This is a genomic window from Nonomuraea maheshkhaliensis (assembly GCF_039529435.1).
In the GTDB taxonomy this organism is placed as follows: Bacteria; Actinomycetota; Actinomycetes; order Streptosporangiales; family Streptosporangiaceae; genus Nonomuraea; species Nonomuraea maheshkhaliensis.
Genome location: NZ_BAAAMU010000016.1, coordinates 25684 through 45708, shown reverse-complemented (window position 1 = coordinate 45708; position 20025 = coordinate 25684). Strand labels below are relative to the sequence as shown.

The 20025-nt window shown below is 68.8% G+C and carries 21 protein-coding genes; 14 read left to right on the top strand and 7 right to left on the bottom strand.

The genetic code is table 11. The features are described 5' to 3' along the window. Positions 1-84 precede the first annotated feature (84 nt). Both ABFX54_RS13555 and ABFX54_RS13550 read left to right on the top strand, forming a co-directional pair. Positions 85-948, top strand: a complete 864-nt coding sequence (locus ABFX54_RS13555) for a cyclase family protein (protein ID WP_346104694.1) — start codon at positions 85-87, stop codon at positions 946-948. Next, complete coding sequence (locus ABFX54_RS13550) at positions 941-2380, top strand: MmgE/PrpD family protein (protein WP_346104693.1); 1440 nt, start codon at positions 941-943, stop codon at positions 2378-2380. The genes ABFX54_RS13555 and ABFX54_RS13550 overlap by 8 nt, the downstream gene beginning before the upstream one ends. A gap of 4 nt (positions 2381-2384) precedes the next feature. Here the strand turns inward: ABFX54_RS13550 and ABFX54_RS13545 are convergent, their stop codons facing one another. From ABFX54_RS13545 to ABFX54_RS13515, 7 genes are all read right to left on the bottom strand, one after another. Further along, complete coding sequence (locus ABFX54_RS13545; RefSeq protein ID WP_346104692.1) at positions 2385-3161, bottom strand: ABC transporter permease; 777 nt, start codon at positions 3159-3161, stop codon at positions 2385-2387. Then, positions 3158-3934 carry an ABC transporter permease gene (locus ABFX54_RS13540; protein ID WP_346104691.1) on the bottom strand — a complete coding sequence of 259 codons (777 nt, stop codon included), beginning with the start codon at positions 3932-3934 and terminating at the stop codon, positions 3158-3160. The genes ABFX54_RS13545 and ABFX54_RS13540 overlap by 4 nt, the downstream gene beginning before the upstream one ends. Further along, on the bottom strand, positions 3931-4902 hold the full coding sequence (locus ABFX54_RS13535; RefSeq protein ID WP_346104690.1) for an ABC transporter substrate-binding protein: 972 nt from the start codon (positions 4900-4902) through the stop codon (positions 3931-3933). The genes ABFX54_RS13540 and ABFX54_RS13535 overlap by 4 nt, the downstream gene beginning before the upstream one ends. Positions 4903-5165: 263 nt before the next feature. Continuing rightward, positions 5166-6614: a dihydroorotase gene (locus ABFX54_RS13530; protein ID WP_346104689.1), complete on the bottom strand. Its 1449-nt coding sequence runs from the start codon at positions 6612-6614 to the stop codon at positions 5166-5168. 14 nt (positions 6615-6628) lie between these two features. Then, positions 6629-7405: an ABC transporter permease gene (locus ABFX54_RS13525; RefSeq protein ID WP_346104688.1), complete on the bottom strand. Its 777-nt coding sequence runs from the start codon at positions 7403-7405 to the stop codon at positions 6629-6631. After that, complete coding sequence (locus ABFX54_RS13520; protein WP_346104686.1) at positions 7402-8190, bottom strand: ABC transporter permease; 789 nt, start codon at positions 8188-8190, stop codon at positions 7402-7404. Before ABFX54_RS13520 ends, ABFX54_RS13525 begins: the two co-directional genes overlap by 4 nt. 17 nt (positions 8191-8207) lie before the next feature. Next, the gene (locus tag ABFX54_RS13515; RefSeq protein WP_346104685.1) at positions 8208-9083 is read right to left on the bottom strand and encodes an ABC transporter substrate-binding protein; all 876 of its coding nucleotides are present in this window, start codon (positions 9081-9083) and stop codon (positions 8208-8210) included. A 553-nt stretch (positions 9084-9636) separates the two neighbouring features. On the opposite strand from ABFX54_RS13515, the gene ABFX54_RS13510 reads away from it, so the two are divergent. The 12 genes from ABFX54_RS13510 to lepB (ABFX54_RS13455) all read left to right on the top strand — a co-directional run bounded on the left by ABFX54_RS13510 (position 9637) and on the right by lepB (ABFX54_RS13455) (position 20008). Further along, entirely contained in the window at positions 9637-12486 is a 2850-nt protein-coding gene (locus ABFX54_RS13510) for a sensor histidine kinase (protein WP_346104684.1), read from the top strand. Next, positions 12483-12905: a roadblock/LC7 domain-containing protein gene (locus tag ABFX54_RS13505; RefSeq protein ID WP_346104683.1), complete on the top strand. Its 423-nt coding sequence runs from the start codon at positions 12483-12485 to the stop codon at positions 12903-12905. The genes ABFX54_RS13510 and ABFX54_RS13505 overlap by 4 nt, the downstream gene beginning before the upstream one ends. Positions 12906-12910: 5 nt before the next feature. Next, positions 12911-13327 (top strand): DUF742 domain-containing protein, encoded by a 417-nt coding sequence (locus ABFX54_RS13500; RefSeq protein WP_393271781.1) that lies wholly within the window; start codon positions 12911-12913, stop codon positions 13325-13327. Positions 13328-13334: 7 nt separating this feature from the next. Beyond that, complete coding sequence (locus ABFX54_RS13495; RefSeq protein ID WP_106252091.1) at positions 13335-13895, top strand: GTP-binding protein; 561 nt, start codon at positions 13335-13337, stop codon at positions 13893-13895. A gap of 57 nt (positions 13896-13952) precedes the next feature. Next, positions 13953-15503, top strand: coding sequence for a signal recognition particle protein (gene ffh / locus ABFX54_RS13490; protein WP_346104682.1), 1551 nt, complete (start codon positions 13953-13955; stop codon positions 15501-15503). Positions 15504-15751: 248 nt separating this feature from the next. Beyond that, a complete protein-coding gene (gene rpsP / locus ABFX54_RS13485; protein WP_346104681.1) occupies positions 15752-16192 on the top strand; it encodes a 30S ribosomal protein S16 in 441 nt (146 codons plus the stop codon). 1 nt (position 16193) lies between these two features. Continuing rightward, positions 16194-16439 carry an RNA-binding protein gene (locus tag ABFX54_RS13480; RefSeq protein WP_043634919.1) on the top strand — a complete coding sequence of 82 codons (246 nt, stop codon included), beginning with the start codon at positions 16194-16196 and terminating at the stop codon, positions 16437-16439. Between the two features lie 73 nt (positions 16440-16512). Further along, entirely contained in the window at positions 16513-17013 is a 501-nt protein-coding gene (gene rimM, locus ABFX54_RS13475) for a ribosome maturation factor RimM (RefSeq protein WP_346104678.1), read from the top strand. Continuing rightward, on the top strand, positions 17013-17894 hold the full coding sequence (gene trmD / locus ABFX54_RS13470; RefSeq protein WP_346104676.1) for a tRNA (guanosine(37)-N1)-methyltransferase TrmD: 882 nt from the start codon (positions 17013-17015) through the stop codon (positions 17892-17894). Before rimM ends, trmD begins: the two co-directional genes overlap by 1 nt. A 159-nt stretch (positions 17895-18053) precedes the next feature. After that, positions 18054-18416 carry a 50S ribosomal protein L19 gene (gene rplS, locus ABFX54_RS13465; RefSeq protein ID WP_106251970.1) on the top strand — a complete coding sequence of 121 codons (363 nt, stop codon included), beginning with the start codon at positions 18054-18056 and terminating at the stop codon, positions 18414-18416. A gap of 141 nt (positions 18417-18557) precedes the next feature. Further along, positions 18558-19415, top strand: coding sequence for a signal peptidase I (gene lepB, locus ABFX54_RS13460; protein ID WP_346104674.1), 858 nt, complete (start codon positions 18558-18560; stop codon positions 19413-19415). Further along, positions 19415-20008, top strand: coding sequence for a signal peptidase I (gene lepB / locus ABFX54_RS13455; protein ID WP_346104672.1), 594 nt, complete (start codon positions 19415-19417; stop codon positions 20006-20008). The genes lepB (ABFX54_RS13460) and lepB (ABFX54_RS13455) overlap by 1 nt, the downstream gene beginning before the upstream one ends. Positions 20009-20025: the final 17 nt, after the last annotated feature.

Here is a 20025-nt window from a genome sequence, read left to right as displayed (position 1 = left end):
CTGTCCTCCGGGATTCCTCCAGGACAGGCGCCCGGTAAGAGAGACGTCTGTGAGAAGAGACGTCGGTGAGAAGAGACGGAGAACATGAGCACGACCGCGAACACCGACCCCTTGCTCGACGCGGTGCGTGGCGGTGTGAGGATCTACGACCTGGGCAGGCCGCTCTTCGCCGGCATGCCCCAGTCGCCCAACCACCCCGCCTACACCCACACGCTCCCGCGCCGGCACGGCGACAAGGTGCGTCCCGACGGGGGGTCGGCCGCCAACGACCTGATCTTCATGGGCACCCACGTCGGCACCCACATCGACGCGCTGGCGCACGTGTCCCAGGACGGCAGGTTGCACGGCGGGGCCGACGCGGCGGAAGCGTGCGTCGGGGGCCGCTACCCCGAGCACGGCGTGCACACGATCGCGCCGATCGTCCGCCGCGGCGTGCTGCTTGACGTGCCGGCCGCGCTCGGGCTGGAGTCGTGCGCGCCGGGTTACGAGATCACCCCGGCCGATCTCGACGAGACCGTACGCCGCCAGGGCGTCGAACCCGCCCCCGGAGACGTCGTCCTGGTCCGCAGCGGATGGGGACGCCACTTCGCCGACCCCGACCGGGAGGTCTACATCGGGGCAAGGTCGGGCGTGCCCGGCGTGGGCGAGGCGGGAGCCCGCTGGCTGACCGCCAGGTCCCCGCACGCGGTGGGCGCCGACACCATCGCGTTCGAGCGCCTGGCCCCGGGGGAGGGGCACAGCGTGCTGCCCGCGCACCGGGTGCTGCTGGTGGAATCCGGCGTCTACATCGTCGAGGCGATGGACCTGGACGGACTGGCCCGGGACGGCGTGCACGAGTTCACGTTCGTGCTGTCTCCGCTGGCCTTCCTGGGCGCGACCGGCTCCCCGGTGCGTCCGCTGGCGCTGGTGGCGGGCACACCTGCGAGCCAGGAGGAGTCCCGTGGCTGAGCCGACCCTGGGCCGGTTGCTGGCGGAGTTCGCGGCCGGCACCACCTACGACACGCTGCCGGAGGAGGTCGCCGACAGCGTGCGCAAGCGGGTACTCGACGTGATCGGGCTCTGCGTGGCCGCGCACCGGCTGCCGACCAGCACCGCCATCGTCTCCTATGTCCGTGACCAGGGCGGCGCCCCGCAGGCGCACGTCGTGGGCGGCGGCGCGAAGGTGCCCGCCGCGCTGGCCGCGCTCGCCAACGGCGTGCTCGCGCACTCGCTCGACTACGACGACACCCATCTGCCCTCCGTGCTGCACCCCAGCGCCCCCGTCATTCCGGCCGCGCTGGCCGCCGCCGAGCTGGCCGGCGCCTCGGGCCGGGACACGATCCGCGCCATAGCGGTGGGCCTTGAGGTCTGCGTACGCCTCGGCATGGCCGGATACGACCCGGAAGCCGGCAACTCGACCTTCTTCGAGCACGGCCAGCACGCCACCTCCATCTGCGGCACCATGGGCGGCGCCGTCGCGGCGGCGCTGCTGTTCGGCCTGCCGGCCGAAGGCGTGCTCGACTCGCTCGGCCTGGCCGCCTCCACCGCCTCGGGCATCATCGAGGGCAACAGGACCGGCGGCACGGTCAAGCGGCTGCACTGCGGATGGGCCGCGCACGCGGCGGTGACCTCGGCCGACCTGGTCCGGCGCGGCTTCACCGGCCCTCCGACCGTGATCGAGGGACGTTTCGGCTTCTTCGAGGCGTTCCTGCACGGCCACTACGAGCCCGGCGAGATCACCAGGGGCCTCGGCTCGGAGTGGGCCGTGCCCGGCATCTTCTTCAAGCCGTACCCGGCCAACCACTTCACCCACGCCGCCATCGACGCGGCGATGGGCCTGCGCGCGCAGGGGCTTGACCCGCACCGGGTGAAGAGCCTGACGCTGGGCGTCCCCGCGCCCGTGATCAGGACCATCGGGCAGCCGATCGAGGCCAAGCGCACCCCGGAGACGGGTTACCAGGCGCAGTTCAGCGGCCCGTACGCGGTGGCGGCCGGGCTGCTCGGCGGCGGCGGGCTCGGTCTGGGCCTGGCCGACTTCACCGATGAGCTGGCCAGGGACCCGCTGCGGCGTGAGCTCATGGCCAAGGTGGACGTGGTGCCGGACGAGCGCGCGACGGAGATCTTCCCGCACCAGTTCCCCGCCGTGCTGCGGGCCCGTGACGCCGACGGCCGGGAGTGGCGGCAGGAGGTGCTGGCCAACCGTGGCGGCCCTGATCGGCCGCTGTCGGCGGATGAGCTGGCGCTGAAGTTCCGCGACAACGCGGCCGGCCGGCTCTCCGCCGCCACCGCCGACGCCGTGGCCGGGCTCGCGGGCCGCCTGGAGCAGGCCGGCGACGTGGGCGAGCTGCTCCGGCTGGTGGCCGCGTTCGACCCCGACTCAGACTCGGCCCCGGAGTCGTAGGCCCTCAGCCCCGGCCCGACTGGCGGTGCCAGACCAGGACGCGCCGCTCGGCCAGCACGAACAGCGCGTTCACCAGGTAGCCGAGCACGCCGAGCAGCGCGATCGCCGCCCACACCCCCGCCCCGTCGAAGCTGCGCTGGGCCTGCAGCAGCTGGTACCCGATGCCGTTGGAGCCGCCGATGAGCTCGGTGATCACCATGAGGATCAGCGCCAGCGACAGGCTCAGCCGCAGCCCGGCGAAGATCTTCGGCGCGGCGGCGGGCAGGACGACCAGGCGCAGGCGCTGCGCCCTGGTCAGGCCGAAGACCGTCGCGGTCTCCGTGTAGCCGCGGTCCACCGACCTGGCGCCGTCCACGGAGTTGAGCAGGACCGGCCAGATCACCCCGAACACGATCGTGGCCAGCTGCGTGGTCAGCTCCACCTTGAACAGCAGCACGAACACCGGCAGCAGCAGCGGCGGCGGGATGGAGCGCCCGAACTCCATCAGCGGGTCCACATAGTCGGTCGCGGTGCGGGACCGCCCGAGCGCCGTCCCCAGCAGCACCCCGATCACCGCGGCCAGCACCCAGCCGCCGAACATGCGGCCGAGGCTCGGCAGCAGGTTGCCCATGGCGTCCTCGGTGAGGAACAGCCGCCCGGCCGGGCCCGAGAACCACAGCGCGTGCATGCGGGCGATGATCGTCGTCGGCGGCGGGAAGTCCGTGTCCGCCAGGGCGCGGGCGGCGAGCTCCCACAGCACGAGCACGAGCGGGATCACCCAGAGCCTGATGAGGGCCCTCACGACTCCGCCTCTCCCGTCCGCGCCCGGTGCCAGTGGAACAGGCGGCGCTCCCCGGCCAGCAGCACCAGGTTCGCCGCCACCCCCAGCACCCCGGCCCAGAACGTGGCCGCCATCATGAGGTCCATCCGGTTGCCGCTCCCGGCCACGTTCACGTAGACGCCGATGCCTGCCACGCCGCCCGCCACCAGCTCGGCGCTGACCGCCAGCACGAGCGCGATCCCGGCCGCGATCCTGACGCCCGTGGCGACGAACGGGGCCGCGCTCGGCAGGCTCACCCGGACGAGTACGGCCAGCGGCCCGAACCCGAAGGCCCGCAGGGTGTCCTTGGCCATCGGGTCCACGTCGCGCATGCCGTACAGGGTGTTGATCAGGATCGGCCAGATGGAGGCGTACACGATGACCGAGACCTTCATCAGCTCGTCCACCGGGATCAGCAGGATCGCCAGCGGGATGATCGCCACGGACGGGATCGGCCGCAGGAACTCCAGCACCGGCCTGATGGCGCGCTCGGCCGGAGGCAGCGCGCCGAGCAGCACACCGGCGGGCACGGCCACCGCGGTGGCGGCGAGCAGGCCGAGCACCCAGTTCGTCAGCGTCGCGAGCGCCCCCTCCAGGAAGACGCCGTCCGCGAGCAGTTCCCACGCCCCGAGCAGGATCGCGGACGGCGCGGGGAAGACCAGCCCCTCGCCCAGCCCGAACCGGATGAACGACTCCGCGGCCACGAGGAACCCCGCGACGCCGGCGGCGCCGCGGAGCACGCGCGCGGCGATCATCCGGTGGTCGGCACGATCATCGACTTCACGTCCACGGGACTCTTGAGGTACCCGTATTCGAGCATGAGGTCGGCGACCTTCTGCAGCCGGGCCGCGTCGAGCGAGGTCGGGAAGGTGCCCAGGGCGATGGCCGCCGCCGTCTTGGCGTCGATCTTCGTGTACGTCGGCAGGATCGCCTCGACCTCCTTCCTGTCGGACGACGCGAGCTGCTGTGCCTTGGCGATCGCCCGCTGGAAGGCCGCCAGCGTCCTGGGGTTCTTCGCGGCCCAGTCCTCACTGGCCATCCAGCCCGCGATCGGGAACTCCGCCGTGGCGCCCGTCATCGTGTCGGCGATCGTGCGGAAGCCGAGCGCGTTCTTGTTGGCCGTGATGAACGGCTCGGTGATCCAGGCCGCGTCCCCCTGGCCGGAGTTGAGCGCGTTGCCCATCTCGGGGAACGGCTTCTCGATGTACCTGACGTCGTCCGTGGCCAGGCCGGCGGCCTTGATCTGGGACGTCACCGCCAGGGTGGCGATGTTCTGGAGGTTGTTGACCAGCACGACCTTGCCCTTGAGGTCGGCCACCGACCGGATGGGGGAGTCCTTGGGCACCATGATGGTGAAGGTGTTGGGCGCCGCCTGGTACATGTCGGCGACCAGCTTGATCTTCTTGCCCTGGCCCGCGGCCAGGATCGTCGAGACGTAGTTGGTCTGCGAGATGTCCAGGGCGCCGCTCTCGATCTGCGGCAACGCCGCCGCGCCGCCGGTGATCGTCACCGGCTCCACGGTCAGGCCCTCCGCCTTGAAGAAGCCCTTGGCCTGGGCGATGTAGAGGGCGGCCGGGTCGGGGATGGGCAGGGCACCGACCTTGATCGTGGTCTTCTCTAAGCCGGTGCCGCCGGCGGCTGTGGGAGTGGGGGAGTCGCCGCCACCACACCCGGAAAGAGCCAGGGCGAGCCCGAGGACGACGGCCGGGATTCGTGATCTCATGCGTTCTCCTACCGGGGGGTTATCGCGTCATGGAGAGCGACTGACGTCACTGGCCCGGAGCGTACCCGAATGATGATCAATTGGGCACCGTGCGAACCGGCTCGGCGGAGAATCGTTCCTGTGGAACCGTCGTGCGGGGAAGGGCCGCTCCCGCGCGGGACCGGCGCTGCGGGGAATCGCTCCTGTGAAAGCTGACAAAACGCCGCCGCCGTACGGATGAGACGGTTGCTCGTCCGTACGGCGGCGGCGTGTGCTACTGGTGATCAGGCGGGCCGGGACACGTACCTGCCCGCAGGAGCGCCCACGATCTTGCCGGAGTCCAGCACCCGGTGGCCGCGCACGAACGTGTCGGTCACCCTGGCGGTCAGCTCGAACCCCTCGAACGGCGTGTACTCCTGCGTCGACTCCGAGTCCTGCGCCCGCACCGTCCACGTCTGCGCGGGGTCGACCAGGCAGATGTCGGCGTCGAACCCGGGCGCGATCGTGCCCTTGGTGCGCAGGCCGAACCGCTTGGCCGGGTTCCACGAGGTCAGCGCGGCGATGCGGCCGTACGGCAGCCCCCGGCGGCGGCCCTCGGTGACCAGGCCGGGCAGCAGGTACTCGGCCCCGCCGAACCCGGACTTCGCCAGGAAGACGTTGTCGCGCGGCTCGCCGAACTTGACCTCGTCGCGGCAGCAGGCGTGGTCGCTGACGACCCAGTCCACGGTGCCGTCGAGCACGTACTCCCACAGGGCCTCGACGTCCTCGCGCGGCCTGATCGGCGGGTTCACCTTGGAGCCGATGCCGTTGGCGGTGTCCACGTCGGCGAGCAGGTGGCCGATCGTGACCTCGCGGCGGAAGTCGATGTGCGGGAACGTCGCCGCCATGCGTACGGCGGCGTCCATGGCCTTGCGCGACGAAAGGTGCAGCAGGTTGACGTTGCCCAGCCCCGTCTCGTGGGCGAGGTAGGAGGCGATGAAGACCGCCAGCCCCTCGGAGTGCGGAGGACGCGAGGCGCTGTAGGCGGCCAGCCCGCTCAGCTCCCCGGCCTCCTCCACGAGCTTGGTGTAGGCCGTCATGATCTCGGCTGTCTCACAATGCAGTGACAGCGAGATCTCGCTCGCCAGCTCGGGCAGGCGCTCGCGGGCCGCCTGCACGCCGCGCATCACGAACTCGAAGTGCGCGTAGTCGTAACGCTCGCCCTCGGGCAGCATGAGGAACGAGCTCTGGTCGTTCGAGCGCCCGTGCAGCCCGTGACCGCCGTAGAACATGAAGATCTTGAACGACGGGACGCCGAACCGCTCGACCAGGTCGGGCAGCTCGCCGATGTGCCCGCTCGACATGGGTGCCAGGTGGAACCCGTAGTCGACGTAGGCCCTGCCCTCGGCCTGCCGCAGCACCTCAGGGTAGAACTCGGCGTAGGGCCCGCCCTTGTTGAGGTAGTACTGACCGGTCCGCATGTAGGTGAGCGCGGTGGTGACGCCGCCCTGGGCGCTGGCCCGGCTCTCCGACTCGGCGTCCTCCGGCAGGGGGTTGTAGATGCCCCAGTGCTGGTGGGCGTCCACGACTCCGGGGAAGGCCAGCCGGCCGCCCCCGTCGATCACCTCGCCCGCCGTGGACAGCCCCGGCTCGACCCGGACGATCCGGCCGTCCTCGATGGCGACGTCCGCGTCGATGGGCTCGTCGCGGTCGTGGGTGACGACCTTCACGTTCTTCAGCAGCAGCTCGCTCACGGGCGTGAACTCTCCTATGCGATGCGGTGGGCGTCGCGGTGCCAGGCGAGCACGCGCCGCTCCACCATGAGAAACAGGGTGTTGAGTACGTAGCCGAGCACGCCGAGCAGCAGGACTCCGGCCCAGATGGCCGGCATGTCGGCGTTGTTGCTGGCCAGGTTGAGCAGGTAGCCGATCCCCTCGGTGCTGCCCTTCAGCTCCGAGATGATCATCAGGATCAGCGCAAGTGACACGCTCAGCCGCAGCCCGGCGAAGATCTTCGGCGCGGCCGACGGCAGGATGATCCGGCTGAACCGCAGGTGAGCCGGCACCCCGAAGACCGTCGCCGTCTCGATCTTCAGATGGTCGACGCTGCGCGCGCCGTCGATGGAGTTGAGCAGGATCGGCCAGACGATGCCGAAGACGATGGTCGCCACCTGCACCTGCGTTCCCATCGTGAAGAGCACGAGGAAGACCGGCAGCATCGCGGGCGGCGGCACCGCCCGGCCGAACTCGATCAGCGGCGAGACGTAGTCCGCCAGCCACGAGCTGCGGCCGATCGCCACTCCCAGTGCCACGCCCACGATCACGGCCAGGCACCAGGACCCGGTCACGCGGACCAGGCTGGGGACGAAGTTGTCGATGGCCTCGTCGGTGAGGATGTAAGGCCCGGAGAACCACATGTCGTACATGCGGGACAGGATCCGGATCGGGCCCGGCAGGTACGGGCTCTCGGCCGAGCGCGCGGTCAGCTCCCACGCGATCAGCACGACGGGAACCAGCCAGAGCCGTTTGACCAGGGTACGGATCATGCCGTCCGCCACTTGAACAGGCGCCGCTCGGCGCGCATGAGCAGGGTGTTGACGACGAGACCGATCACTCCGGCCCAGATGAGCGCCGCGATCACGTCGATCATGGCGTCGGCGCCGATGCCCGTGCTCGCCTCGATGAGGAAGCTGCCGATGCCGCTCGACCCGCCCACGATGTACTCGAAGCTGACGGCCAGGATGAGCGTGATGCTCGCGGCCAGGCGCACTCCGGTGGCGATGAACGGGGCCGCGCTCGGCAGGGACACCCGCCAGATGACCGCGCCCTTGCCGAAGCCGAACGAGCGCAGCGTCTCCTTGCCCAGCGGGTCCACGTCACGCACGCCGTACAGCGTGTTGATGAGGATCGGCCAGGAGGCGGCGAAGACGATGAGAGCCACCTTCGCGTTGATCTCCGGCTGGAAGAAGAACAGCCCCAGCGGGATCAGCGCCACCGAGGGGATGGGCCGCAGGAACTCCACGAACACCCGGGTCATCTCCTCGACGGCCGGGACCGTTCCCAGCAGCAGCCCGATTGGCACGGCGATCACCACGGCCAGCGGCAGCCCGATGATCGCGGCGACCAGCGTGCCCCGCAGGTCGTCGAGGAAGACCGGGTCTACGGCCAGCCCGACGGCCCTGACCAGGGTGTCGATCGCCGGAGGCAGCCACTTCACCAGGCCGGACATCCCGAGCAACTGCCAGGCGAGCAGAAAACCCGCCACGCCGACGGCGTGGCGGGTGACCTTGATGAGTTTCGCGCGGGCGAGCGGAGACCGCTCGCCCCGCACTGCGGTGATCGTGCTCATCATCCCTGAGGGGCGGTGTAAATCATTGACTTGACGTCAATCTGCTTCTTGAGCATGCCCGCGTCGAGCATGAGGTCGGCGACCCGCTGGATGCGGTCGGCGCTCAGCGTGGTCGGGTAGTTGCCCAGGTTGATGGTCGCGGCCGTCTCCGCCGGGATCTTGGTGAAGGTCGGCAGCACCTTGGTCACCGCGCTACGGTCCGTGGCGGCGATGTTCTGGGCCTTGGCCATGGCGCGCTGGAAGGCGGCGAGCGTCTTCGGATTCTCCGACACCCACTTCTCCGTGGCGGCCCAGCCGGTGATCGGCAGGCCGTCGGTCGGGCCGGACATGGTGTCCAGCAGCATGGTGGCGCCGAGCGTCTTCTTGGCCTCGCTGACGTACGGGTCGGTCATCCACACCGCGTCGACGTCGCCCTTGTCGAGCGAGCTGAGCCAGTTGGTGGTGGGAACCTCGACGTACTGGATGTCGGTCTTGGGGTCCAGACCGGCGATCTTGAAGTGCGGGTTCATGGTGAGGACGCCCAGACCGGCCAGGGCGTTGACGCCGACCTTCTTGCCCTTGAGGCCGGCGACGTCCTTGATGGTCGAGCCCTTCTTGACCATGATGCCGAACGCACCGGCCGCACCCTGGTAGGAGTCGGCGATGTACTTGAACTTCTCGGTGCCCGCCTCCTGGATCGTCAGGATGGTGGCGTAGCTGCCGAGGACGACGTCCATGGTTCCGTTGGAGAGCTTGGGCAGTACCGCCTGCGGAGCCTGGATCGGCTCCTGCTTGACGTTGAGGCCCTCTTCCTTGAAGAAACCGCGCTCCATGGCAATGAAGAGAGGGGCGGAGTCCGCACCGGGGTACTGGCCGATCAGCAGGTCGGTCTTCATTTCCGAGGAGGCGCTGGTGGTGCCGCCTCCTTCGCCCGAGCTGGAACACCCCGTGATGACGAGGGAGGCGACGAGCCCAATCAGAGCAGTGCGCCCTAATGCACCGAACCGCATTGCGGGTCTCCTTTGAACCGAGGGGGGTGAGTGCGAACGGGAGTGTTCAACGACGGTGGCACCCTAGCGCAGCCAGGGCTTCCTACCGCATCCAGTCCACCGGAAATTAACGAGATATATACACATATAGAGTGATATTGCCCGTTTTGTCCGATTATCTGGAGTGCTCACCTTGGCCGGGGGGACTGGGCGACAGGTGTTGACTTATGAGAAGATTGTCGGATTGCGTGGCAACTGAGATCTTTGCGGTATTGGCCGATCTCCTGTTGATGTGCTCCAATTAGCTCTCGCCCCAAGGGTGCGTCGGCGTCACACTGCAAACACCGGCATGACGTGATCTTCGTGCACCAAACCATCCGAGGAGAGGTTGCGGAGGCAAGTGAAGAGTGTTGTCCCCTCTGTGGGCGGGGATCAGGGCTTAACTGATGGAGCCCCCCAAATGGCATCCCATAAACCACAGACGCAGGCTCCGGGCAAAGCCGCAGGCGGCAGCCGGAAGGCGGGGGCCCGCTTCTCTCTGCGTAACTGGCGCGTGCGCTCCAAGCTGGTGGTTCTGGTCGTCATCCCGACCATCGCCGCACTGACGCTGGGCGGCCTGAGGGCCGCCACCTCGATCGCCACGGCCAACGAGTACGCACAGGTCAACGAGGTCGCGGTGCTGGCCAGCCAGCTGACGGGCCTCGCCCACGAAGTGGAGAGCGAGCGCGACCTGAGCGCGATGTACGTCGCGCAGGGACGCAGAGGCGGTACCCCCTCCAACGTGAAGACCCAGTACGAACGGGTCGACAAGCTCGTCACCGACGTCCGAGGCGACGTCGACACCTTGAGCACCGGGGACAGCCCCCACGCGGCCGAGGCTCTGATCATCAAGAACCGGCTCGACGAGCTGGCCACGTCGCGAGAGACCGCCATGGACTCCCAGCTCGACGTGAACTCGGTCATCACCCTCTACGACCGGACCATCTCGGACCTGCTGTCGCTGAACGACAAGATCGACCGAGGCGCGGTCGACGAGGAGCTGTCCGCCAGCGTGGCCGGCTTCGGCGCGCTGTCCCGAGCCAAGCAGTACGTCTCCACCCAGCGCGCCCTGCTCGTGGCCGCGCTGGCGACCAGGTCCTTCGGCAAGACGGCGCTCGACGACTTCATCGCCGCGCGTGCCCAGAAGAACAGTGAGCTCAGCACCTTCAGGTCGCAGGTCTCGCTGAAACTTCGCCAGCTGTACGACGACACCGTCAGCGGCAAGGCCGTCGACCGCGCGGAGATCCTCTCGCAGCGCGCCCTGGTGCTCCAGAACGCCGGCCTGCTCCTGACCGACCGCCAGATCGGGCTCACCCGAGACGGCAAAGCCTGGTACGACGCCATCACCGAGACCATCGACGGGATGCGCGAGGTCGAGCAGCAGGCCGCCGACAGCATCGTGCTGCGCAGCCGCACCCTGGAGGGCGCGGAGCAACAGAGTGCCATCATCGCGGCGGGCGCGATCGTCCTCCTGCTCATCCTGGTCCTGCTGGTCACCGTGATCATGGCTCGCTCGCTCAGCGGCCCCCTGCGCAGGCTGCGCAGGGAAGCCCTGTTCATCGCCGGACGCCGCCTGCCCGACACCGTCCGCCAGATGCGCGAGACGGAGACGGCCGTCGACAGCTCGGACGTCGAACCCATCGGAGTCGCCTCCAACGACGAGATCGGTGAAGTCGCGCGGGCGTTCGACGAGGTGCACCGCGAGGCGGTGCGGCTGGCGGGCGAGGAGGCCCGGTTGCGCAGCAACGTCAACGCGATGTTCGTGAACCTGTCGCGCCGCAGTCAGACGCTGGTGGAGCGGCAGATCACCCTGATCGACGGTCTGGAGCAGGGCGAGCAGGACGAGAACCGGCTGGGCAACCTGTTCAAGCTGGACCACCTGGCCACCCGCATGCGGCGTAACAGTGAGAACCTGCTGGTCCTCGCCGGCCAGGAGCCTCCTCGCCGCTGGAGCAAGCCCGTCAAGCTGGTCGACGTGGCCCGCGCCTCGCTGTCCGAGGTCGAGAACTACGAACGCGTCGTGCTCCAGGTCCCCGACGGCGTGGCCGTCGCCGGGCAGGCCGTCAACGACGTCATCCACCTGCTCGCCGAGCTGGTGGAGAACGCGCTGTCGTTCTCGCCACGCGAGACCAGGGTGACGGTCTCCGGCAGCCGGATCGACGGCGGCGGCGTGATGCTGTCGATCACCGACTCCGGCATCGGCATGACCGCCGACGAACTGACCCAGGCCAACGAACGCCTCATCGACGCGCCCAGCGTGGACGTCTCGGTGTCGCGCCGCATGGGCCTGTTCGTGGTCGCCCGCCTGGCCCACCGCCACGGCATCCGGGTGCAGCTGCGCCCGCACGGCTCCGGCGGCCTGACCGCGATGGTGCTGATCCCCGAGACCCTCCTGGGCTCGCAGTCCCCCGCCTACCCGGCGGGCGGGAACCAGGGCATGCCGTCCATGCCTTCGATGCCGTCCATGCCGTCGATGGACTCGCGCGACGACAGCTTCGGCTTCGGCTTCGGCGGCCAGCAGCCCACCCCGCCGCCTCCTCCCGTACCCCAGTGGGGCGGCGGGGGCGACTACCGGCCGGGCCCCGGGCACCCGTCCTTCCCCTCCCAGCCGAGCGTGGACATGGGCTGGCCGTCCGAGCCGCGCGGCAACGGCGGCGGCGGATTCGAGAGCAGGGACGTGTGGGTGCCCTCGCGTACCCCCTCCAGCCCGATGGGCAGCTGGGGGAACGGTGCCTCGCTGCCCCAGCGCCCGGCTGGCGACGAGCGCCAGGACATGGGCTGGGCCGAACCGGCACCGTCCGACCTCGGCCCGCGGCGCTCACGCTTCGACCTGCCCGAGGCCGAGTCGGCGGCCACCGGACCCATACCTGTCGTCAAGCCCGCCTCTTCGGGGGACGAGTACCTGCCGATCTTCGCCTCTGTCGAGTCCGCCTGGTTCGAGCAGAGCGCCGAAGGCGAGGCCACCTGGGGTTCGGCCAACGCCGACGCCGGCTGGAGCGCCGCGAAGGCGGTCGTGGAGCCCGTACGTGACGGTGCCACGGCGGCGGGACTGCCCAAGCGGGTGCCCAAGGCCAACCTGGTGCCCGGCTCGGCGGACACCGTGTCGGCGCCCAAGGGTGTGGCGCCCATGCCTTCGGTCTCGCCAGAACGGGTACGTAGTCGTCTGTCGAGCTTCCAGCAAGGCTTCAGGGCAGCACGGGACGACATCAGCGAGGGAAGAACGTATCCCTCCGGTCCGAGAAGCGTTGAGAGCAGGGATGAGCGCGCATGAACGACCTGAGCCAGTCAGCACGTGGCGTCGATTGGTTAATCACGGACTTCGTCAGCACGGTGCCGGGGGTAGCGCACGCGGTGGTGGTGTCGTCCGATGGTCTGCCGTTGGCGGCGTCGGCGGGTTTTCCGGCTGATCGTGCCGATCAGCTGGCCGCCATCGCGTCAGGATTGGTGTCTTTGACGCAGGGTGCGGCGCGGGTGTTCGAGGGTGGTGCGGTCAATCAGACGATCGTGGAGATGCAGCGCGGGCTGATGCTGATCATGTCGATCAGCGACGGCTCCTGCCTGGCCGTCCTGGCCGCTCCCGACTGCGACATGGGTCTGGTCGCGTACCAGATGACGCTGATGGTCGACCGCGCCGGTCAGGTGCTGACTCCGGCTGTGCGCGCGGAGTTGCGCGCCAGCCAGACCAGGTGATGTAGGTGTCGAATCCCACGTGGAACAGCGGCGGATGGAACAGCGGCGGCTGGGAGCCGCCGCCTCCGCCGCCGTCGAGCTCCGACCCGGCCTCGCCGGTACGGCCTTACGCCGTGACCGGCGGGCGGACGGCGCCGCGGGTCAAACTGGCGATGGAGGCGCTGGTGTCCTCGGCCACGGCCGAGCACCGGGAGTTCTCCCACATCACGCCCGAGTACAAAGCGATCAGCCAGCTCTGCCTCCAGGTGAGATCCGTGGCCGAGGTCTCGGCCCTGCTGCGGATCCCGCTCGGGGTGGTGCGGGTGCTGATCGCCGACATGGCGGCCGAGGGTCTGGTGCGCGTGCATCAACCGCAGCTGGAAGCGGGTAGGCCGGACGTCAACCTGCTGGAAAGGGTGCTAAGTGGACTTCGCAGGCTCTAGCCCCGGTTTGACCTCGACCAAGATCGTGGTCGCCGGCGGTTTCGGAGTGGGCAAGACGACGTTCGTCGGCGCGGTGTCGGAGATCATGCCGTTGACCACGGAGGCCGTCATGACCGATGCCTCCGCCGGGATCGACGATCTGGGCATGACGCCGCTGAAGTCGACCACGACCGTCGCCATGGACTTCGGCCGCGTCTCCCTCGACCGTGACCTGATCCTCTACCTGTTCGGCACCCCCGGGCAGCACCGGTTCTGGTTCATGTGGGACGACCTCGTCCGCGGCGCCATCGGCGCGGTCGTGCTCGTCGACACCCGGCGGCTCGCCGACAGCTTCCCGGCCATCGACTATTTCGAAGAGGCGCAGCTCCCGTTCATCGTGGGGGTGAACGGGTGGGACGGCTCCTACCCGCACAGCGACTCCGAGGTGCGCGACGCTCTGACGCTGGCGCCGCACATCCCGATGGTGCGGCTCGACGCCCGCTCCAAGGACTCGGTCAAGAGCGCTCTGATCAACCTGGTCGAGCACGCGCTCACCGTCAGGATGGCCGTGCCAGGCTGGAGCGGCTAGCGGAGCGGATAGGCTGGAGTCTTAGACGTACTTTCGCTTCGAGGACTGGCCAACCACGTGTTCGAGACGCTTTCCGACCGGCTGACATCGGTCTTCTCCTCCCTCCGATCCAAGGGGCGGCTGTCCGACGCCGACATCGACGCCACCACCCGCGAGATCCGCATCGCCCTGCTAGAGGCCGATGTCGCGTTGCCGGTGGTCAAGGCGTTCGTCGCCCAGGTCAAGGAGCGCGCCCGCGGTTCCGAGGTCTCCCAGGCGCTGAATCCGGCGCAGCAGGTCGTCAAGATCGTCAATGACGAGCTGATCGGGATCCTCGGCGGTGAGACCCGCAGGCTCCGCTTCGCCAAGACCCCGCCCACCGTCGTCATGCTGGCGGGCCTCCAGGGCGCGGGCAAGACGACCCTCGCGGGCAAGCTCGCCCGGTGGCTGCGCGAGCAGGGCCACGCGCCCATGCTGGTCGCCGCCGACCTCCAGCGGCCCAACGCCGTCCAGCAGCTCCAGGTCGTGGGCGAGCGCGCCCAGGTCGCCGTCTACGCGCCCGAGCCCGGCAACGGCGTCGGCGACCCGATCGGGGTGGCCCGCCGCTCCATCGACGAGGCCCGCCGCCTGCAGCACGACATCGTCATCATCGACACCGCCGGTCGCCTGGGCATCGACCAGGAGATGATGAAGCAGGCCGCCGACATCCGCGACGCGGTCTCGCCCGACGAGGTCCTGTTCGTGGTCGACGCCATGATCGGCCAGGACGCCGTCACGACGGCGCAGGCGTTCATGGAGGGCGTCGGCTTCGACGGCGTCGTGCTGACCAAGCTCGACGGCGACGCCCGCGGCGGCGCCGCCCTGTCGGTCCGCCACATCACCGGCCGGCCGATCATGTTCGCCTCCACGGGCGAGAAGCTCGAAGACTTCGACGCCTTCCACCCCGACCGGATGGCCTCGCGCATCCTCGACATGGGTGACATCCTCACCCTGATCGAGCAGGCCCAGAAGACGTTCGACGAGGAGCAGGCCGCCAAGATGGCCGGCAAGCTCACGTCGGGCGAAAACTTCACGCTCGAGGACTTCCTCGAGCAGATGATGATGGTCCAGAAGATGGGGCCGATCAAAAACCTGCTCGGCATGATGCCCGGCATGGGGCAGATGCGCGACCAGATCAACTCCATCGACGACCGCGACCTCGACCGCATCGCGGCCATCATCCGCTCGATGACCCCCGGCGAACGCCAGGACCCCAAGATCATCAACGGCTCGCGCCGCGCGCGCATCGCCGCCGGCTCCGGCGTCACCGTCAGCGCGGTGAGCAACCTGATCACCCGCTTCTTCGAAGCCCAGAAGATGATGAAGCGGATGGCGGGCGGCATGGGCATCCCCGGCATGCCGGGCGGCCGGGGCAAGGCGAGCAAGGCGCAGAAGAAGGCCAAGAAGGGGCGGCGCGTCAGCGGCGACCCGCGCAAGGCCGCCCTCGGCAAGGCCCCCGCGGAGCGTTCCGACGAGGAGGCGCCCAAGCCGGGTGGGGTGCTCGGCAACCTCGGCGGGAAGCTGCCGCCGGGGATGGAGCTGCCGCCGGGCTTCGACCCCTCCAAACTCCGCCTCCCCGGCCAGAAGTAACCACCTGCGGCGGCCTGGGCGGCTCCTCCGCCTGGGGCGCTCGGATTGTCGTACTTTTGCGATGCACTGCCACCGACAAGTCGTGGGCAGTGCCGTCGATCTGGCACAATGACATGTTGGAACATCGTGACCAGGCGGGTGCCCTCTCACCTCCCGCAGGTCACGCCTGTCCCTGGAGCGTCATCCCGTCGTGCCCCACTCGGCGAGGTGCCGTTCACCCACGCTCGAATGCAGGAGAGACCACACCCGTGGCAGTCAAGATCAAGCTCAAGCGGCTCGGCATGATCCGCAATGCTCAGTACCGCATCGTCGTCGCCGACAGCCGCACCAAGCGTGACGGCCGTGCGATCGAAGAGATCGGCCTGTACCACCCGAAGAACGACCCTTCGCGCATCGAGATCGACGCCGAGCGTGCCGCTTACTGGCTGAGTGTCGGCGCGCAGCCGACCGAGCCGGTGCTCAAGCTGCTGAAGCTCACCGGTGACTGGCAGAAGTTCAAGGGCGAGCCCGCCCCTGCGCCGCTCAAGGTCGCCGAGCCCGCGCCCGACCGTCACGCCCTCTACGAGGCCGCGGCCAAGGAGGCGCTGTCCGGTGGCGACACCGGCACGGCCGCCACCACGCCGAAGAAGGCCAAGAAGAAGGACGAGGCTGAGGCCCCCGCCGAGACCCCGGCCGAGGGCGAGGCCTGACGTGCTCGAGGAGGCTCTCGAGCACCTCGTGAAGGGCATCGTCGAACATCCTGACGATGTCCGGGTCCGCGCACGCCGCATTCGCAGCGGGCGCGTCCTGGAGGTCCGGGTGCACCCCGAGGACCTGGGCAAGGTCATCGGACGCGGCGGGCGCACCGCCAAGGCGCTGCGCACGGTCGTGAACGCCCTGGCCGACGGGAAGTACGTACGGGTCGATCTGCTCGATCTGCACGAAGCAGTCCGTTAGCGTCAGGTTTTCGCGCCCTCATCGGTCTCGTTCCGATGGGGGCGCTCCGCGTTGATACAGAAAGCAGGTTCAGGTGCAGCTGGTCGTCGGCCGGATAGGCCGCCCGCACGGGGTCCGCGGTGACGTGACCGTGGAGGTGCGCACCGACGAACCGGAGCTGCGCTTCGCCGCCGGTACGGCGATCAGGACCGATCCGCCGGAGCGGGGTCCGCTCGTCGTGGCGGCCCGCCGCTGGCACAAGGGCATGCTGCTGCTGTCTCTCGAAGGGGTCACCGACCGCGACGCCGCCGAGGCGCTGCGTGGCACCATGCTGGTCATCGACTCGGCCGAGGTGACGCCGTCCGACGACCCCGACGAGTTCCACGACCACCAGCTCATCGGGCTCGAGGTGGTGACCGTCGCGGGCGAGCCGGTCGGGCAGGTGGAGGACGTCCTGCACCATGGCCAGGACCTGCTCGTGGTACGCCGCAAGGGCCAGGAGGACGCCCTGATCCCCTTCGTCCGGGCGCTGGTGCCCGAGGTCGACGTGGAGGCGGGCAGGCTGGTCGTGGATCCGCCTGAGGGGCTGCTGTGATGCGGCTCGACATCATCTCGATCTTTCCCGAGTATTTCGCGCCGCTCGACGTCTCGCTGATCGGCAAGGCGCGGGAGCGGGGCACGCTCGACGTACGCGTGCACCAGTTGCGCGACTGGGCCCATGACGTGCACAGGACCGTGGACGACACGCCGTACGGCGGGGGGCCGGGCATGGTCATGAAGCCGGAGGTGTGGGGCGAGGCCATCGACGCGGTCATCGGCGATGTCGGCGGCGATGTCGGCGGCGATGTCGGCGGCGCTGTCGGCGGCGCGAGCGCGGAGGACGAGGGTCACGTCACGCCGCAGACGGCCGCACCGCGGGCAGGGGGCCTGCCGCGGTTGATCGTGCCGACGCCGAGCGGGCGTCCGTTCACCCAGGAGCTGGCACAGGAGCTGGCACAGGAGCCGTGGCTGCTGTTCGCGTGCGGCCGCTACGAGGGCATCGACTCGCGCGTCATGGAGGAGTACTCCGGGCGGCTGCGCGTGGACGAGGTCAGCATCGGCGACTACGTGCTGGCCGGCGGCGAGGTGGCGGTGCTGGTCATGGCGGAGGCCATCGGCAGGCTCCTGCCCGGCGTGCTCGGCAACGCCCAGTCGGTCGTGGACGACTCCTTCGCGCCCGGTTCCATGGAGAACCTGGTCGAAGGCCCGGTCTACACCAAACCGCCGGTGTGGCGGGGCCACGAGGTCCCGGCCGTCCTGCTGTCAGGACATCACGGAAATGTCGCCCGCTGGCGACGGGACGAAGCGATCCGGCGCACCGTACGAAACCGGCCCGAACTCGCGGCGGCGCTCGACCCCGAGAAGCTGGACAAACACGACAGGAAGCTCCTCGACGAGCTGTCGTTTCGCGTCCGCCGGAAAGATGTGGCAAACTGAATCGCTGCCGACCATCCCGCGGTCGGTGTTGCGTGCCCGGGAATGAGCGAGCCCGGGCCCCAGGAGACAGCAAGCGTGTCCGCTTCCGTCGCCGTGCCCGACTCGGGTGTGGCCGGGTGGACCTCCGCGTGCCCGCGAAACTTTGAGGAATAGACTCTCATGCACACGAAGATCCAGGAGCTCGAGAAGGCGACCCTGCGCGGCGACGTGCCGGCTTTCCGCCCCGGTGACACCCTCGAGGTTCACGTACGCGTCGTCGAAGGCAACCGGTCCCGCGTCCAGGTGTTCAAGGGCTTCGTGCTGCGCAGGCAGGGCAGCGGCGCCCGCGAGACCTTCACGGTCCGCAAGGTCAGCTACGGCGTCGGCGTCGAGCGCACCTTCCCGGTGCACAGCCCGGTCATCGAGAAGATCGTGCTCGTGACCCGTGGCGACGTCCGCCGCGCCAAGCTCTACTACATGCGCGACCTGCGCGGTAAGGCCGCCCGTATCCGCGAGAAGCGTGAGACGACGGCCGCCAAGTAACCATGGCCTTTACCGATGGCCCGCGCATCGCGCGGGCCATTCGGCTTTACAGGGCCGTTTCCTTTATGTGGAGCGACTCGTGCGTGGGTGTAACGTCGGTCGAGGCTTGTCGAGCCAAGTCATCATCTAGGCTCGTCAGCGATGACTAGCGAGAGCCAGGAGCACGGCGCTGTGCGCCGCCCTGTCGAGGACGAGGTGGACGTGGTCGCCGAAGAGACTCAGCAGCCTGCCAAGGGCGAGAAGAATGAGAAGAAGGGATCGTTCTGGAAAGAACTTCCTGTTCTCGTGGTAGTCGCCTTGGTGCTGGCCCTGATCATCAAGACGTTTGTGGTCCAGGCCTTCTATATCCCGTCGGAATCGATGGAGAACACCCTGCTCACAAATGACAGGGTCCTGGTCAACAAGCTCGTCTACCACACTCGTGACATCGAGCGCGGCGACGTGGTGGTGTTCTCGGGAGTCGATTCCTGGGACGGTGAGTTCCAGCTGGAAGAGCCGTCCAACCCCGTCGCGGCGTTCTTCCGCTGGGTCGGCACGGCCTTCGGCATCGTGCCCGGCGAGAAGGACTACATCAAGCGGGTCATCGGCGTCGGCGGTGATCATGTCAAGTGTTGCGACTCCAAGGGGCGCATCACGGTCAACGGCACGCCCATCGAGGAAGAGAGCTATCTCTATCCGGGTGACGTGCCGTCCGACAAGTTCTTCGACATCTCCGTCCCGCAGAACCGGCTGTGGGTGATGGGCGACCACCGTTCGGTCTCCCTCGACTCCCGCTCGCACACCGGCGACCCCGGCGGGGGCTCCATTCCCGTGGGTCAGGTCATCGGCAGGGCGTTCGTGATCGTCTGGCCGTTCGACCGGTTCTCCTCGATAGACATCCCTGACACCTTCGCCCAGCCCGCCCTCAACGCCCTCGGCACCCAGGTGCCGCTGGTCGCGGGGTTCGGGCTGGCCGTACCCTTGGCGCTGGTCCGTCGGCGCCTGCGGAAGAGGCGCTGATGGCCGTCACCAAGAAGGCGGAGGGCGTGGGCAAAGAGAAGAAGAAGGGCAGTTTCCGCGAGACTGTGCTGCTGCTCGTCGTGGGCGTCGGCATCGCGCTGCTGCTGCAGGCATTCGTGGTCGGCTCGTTCTACATCCCGTCGGAGTCGATGGAGAACACGCTGCTGATCAACGATCGCGTCTTCGTCAACAAGCTCGCGGGCGCGCCCGAACGCGGTGACATCATCGTCTTCAAGGGATGGAACGGCGAGGACACGATCAAGCGGGTCATCGGCGTCGGCGGCGACAAGGTGGTGTGCTGCGACAAGCAGAAGCGCATCACGGTCAACGGTACGGCCCTCGACGAGTCCTCCTACCTCCATCCCGGCGATTTCGCTTCCGGCGATAAGTTCGACGTCACCGTGCCCGCGGGAAAGCTCTGGCTGATGGGCGACCACCGCAGCGCCTCGGCCGACTCCCGGTCTCACATGGAGGAGCCCGGAGGCGGTTTCATCTCGGTGGACGCGGTGATCGGCACGGCCGTGGTCCGCTACTGGCCACTGTCGCGGGGCTATCTTTTCTCCCGTCCCGACATCTTCGACAAGGTCAAGTAGGCGTCACTTCCGGTCGC

Bases quoted from the DNA above. Each gene is read 5' to 3' on its own strand.
- ABFX54_RS13540 (WP_346104691.1), bottom strand. From the start codon at position 3,934: ATGATCGCCGCGCGCGTGCTCCGCGGCGCCGCCGGCGTCGCGGGGTTC.
- lepB (WP_346104674.1), top strand. From the start codon at position 18,558: ATGACTAGCGAGAGCCAGGAGCACGGCGCTGTGCGCCGCCCTGTCGAG.
- ABFX54_RS13535 (WP_346104690.1), bottom strand. From the start codon at position 4,902: ATGAGATCACGAATCCCGGCCGTCGTCCTCGGGCTCGCCCTGGCTCTT.
- ABFX54_RS13515 (WP_346104685.1), bottom strand. From the start codon at position 9,083: ATGAAGACCGACCTGCTGATCGGCCAGTACCCCGGTGCGGACTCCGCC.
- ABFX54_RS13510 (WP_346104684.1), top strand. From the start codon at position 9,637: ATGGCATCCCATAAACCACAGACGCAGGCTCCGGGCAAAGCCGCAGGC.
- ABFX54_RS13505 (WP_346104683.1), top strand. From the start codon at position 12,483: ATGAACGACCTGAGCCAGTCAGCACGTGGCGTCGATTGGTTAATCACG.
- rplS (WP_106251970.1), top strand. From the start codon at position 18,054: ATGCACACGAAGATCCAGGAGCTCGAGAAGGCGACCCTGCGCGGCGAC.
- ABFX54_RS13525 (WP_346104688.1), bottom strand. From the start codon at position 7,405: ATGATCCGTACCCTGGTCAAACGGCTCTGGCTGGTTCCCGTCGTGCTG.
- lepB (WP_346104672.1), top strand. From the start codon at position 19,415: ATGGCCGTCACCAAGAAGGCGGAGGGCGTGGGCAAAGAGAAGAAGAAG.
- trmD (WP_346104676.1), top strand. From the start codon at position 17,013: ATGCGGCTCGACATCATCTCGATCTTTCCCGAGTATTTCGCGCCGCTC.
- ABFX54_RS13555 (WP_346104694.1), top strand. From the start codon at position 85: ATGAGCACGACCGCGAACACCGACCCCTTGCTCGACGCGGTGCGTGGC.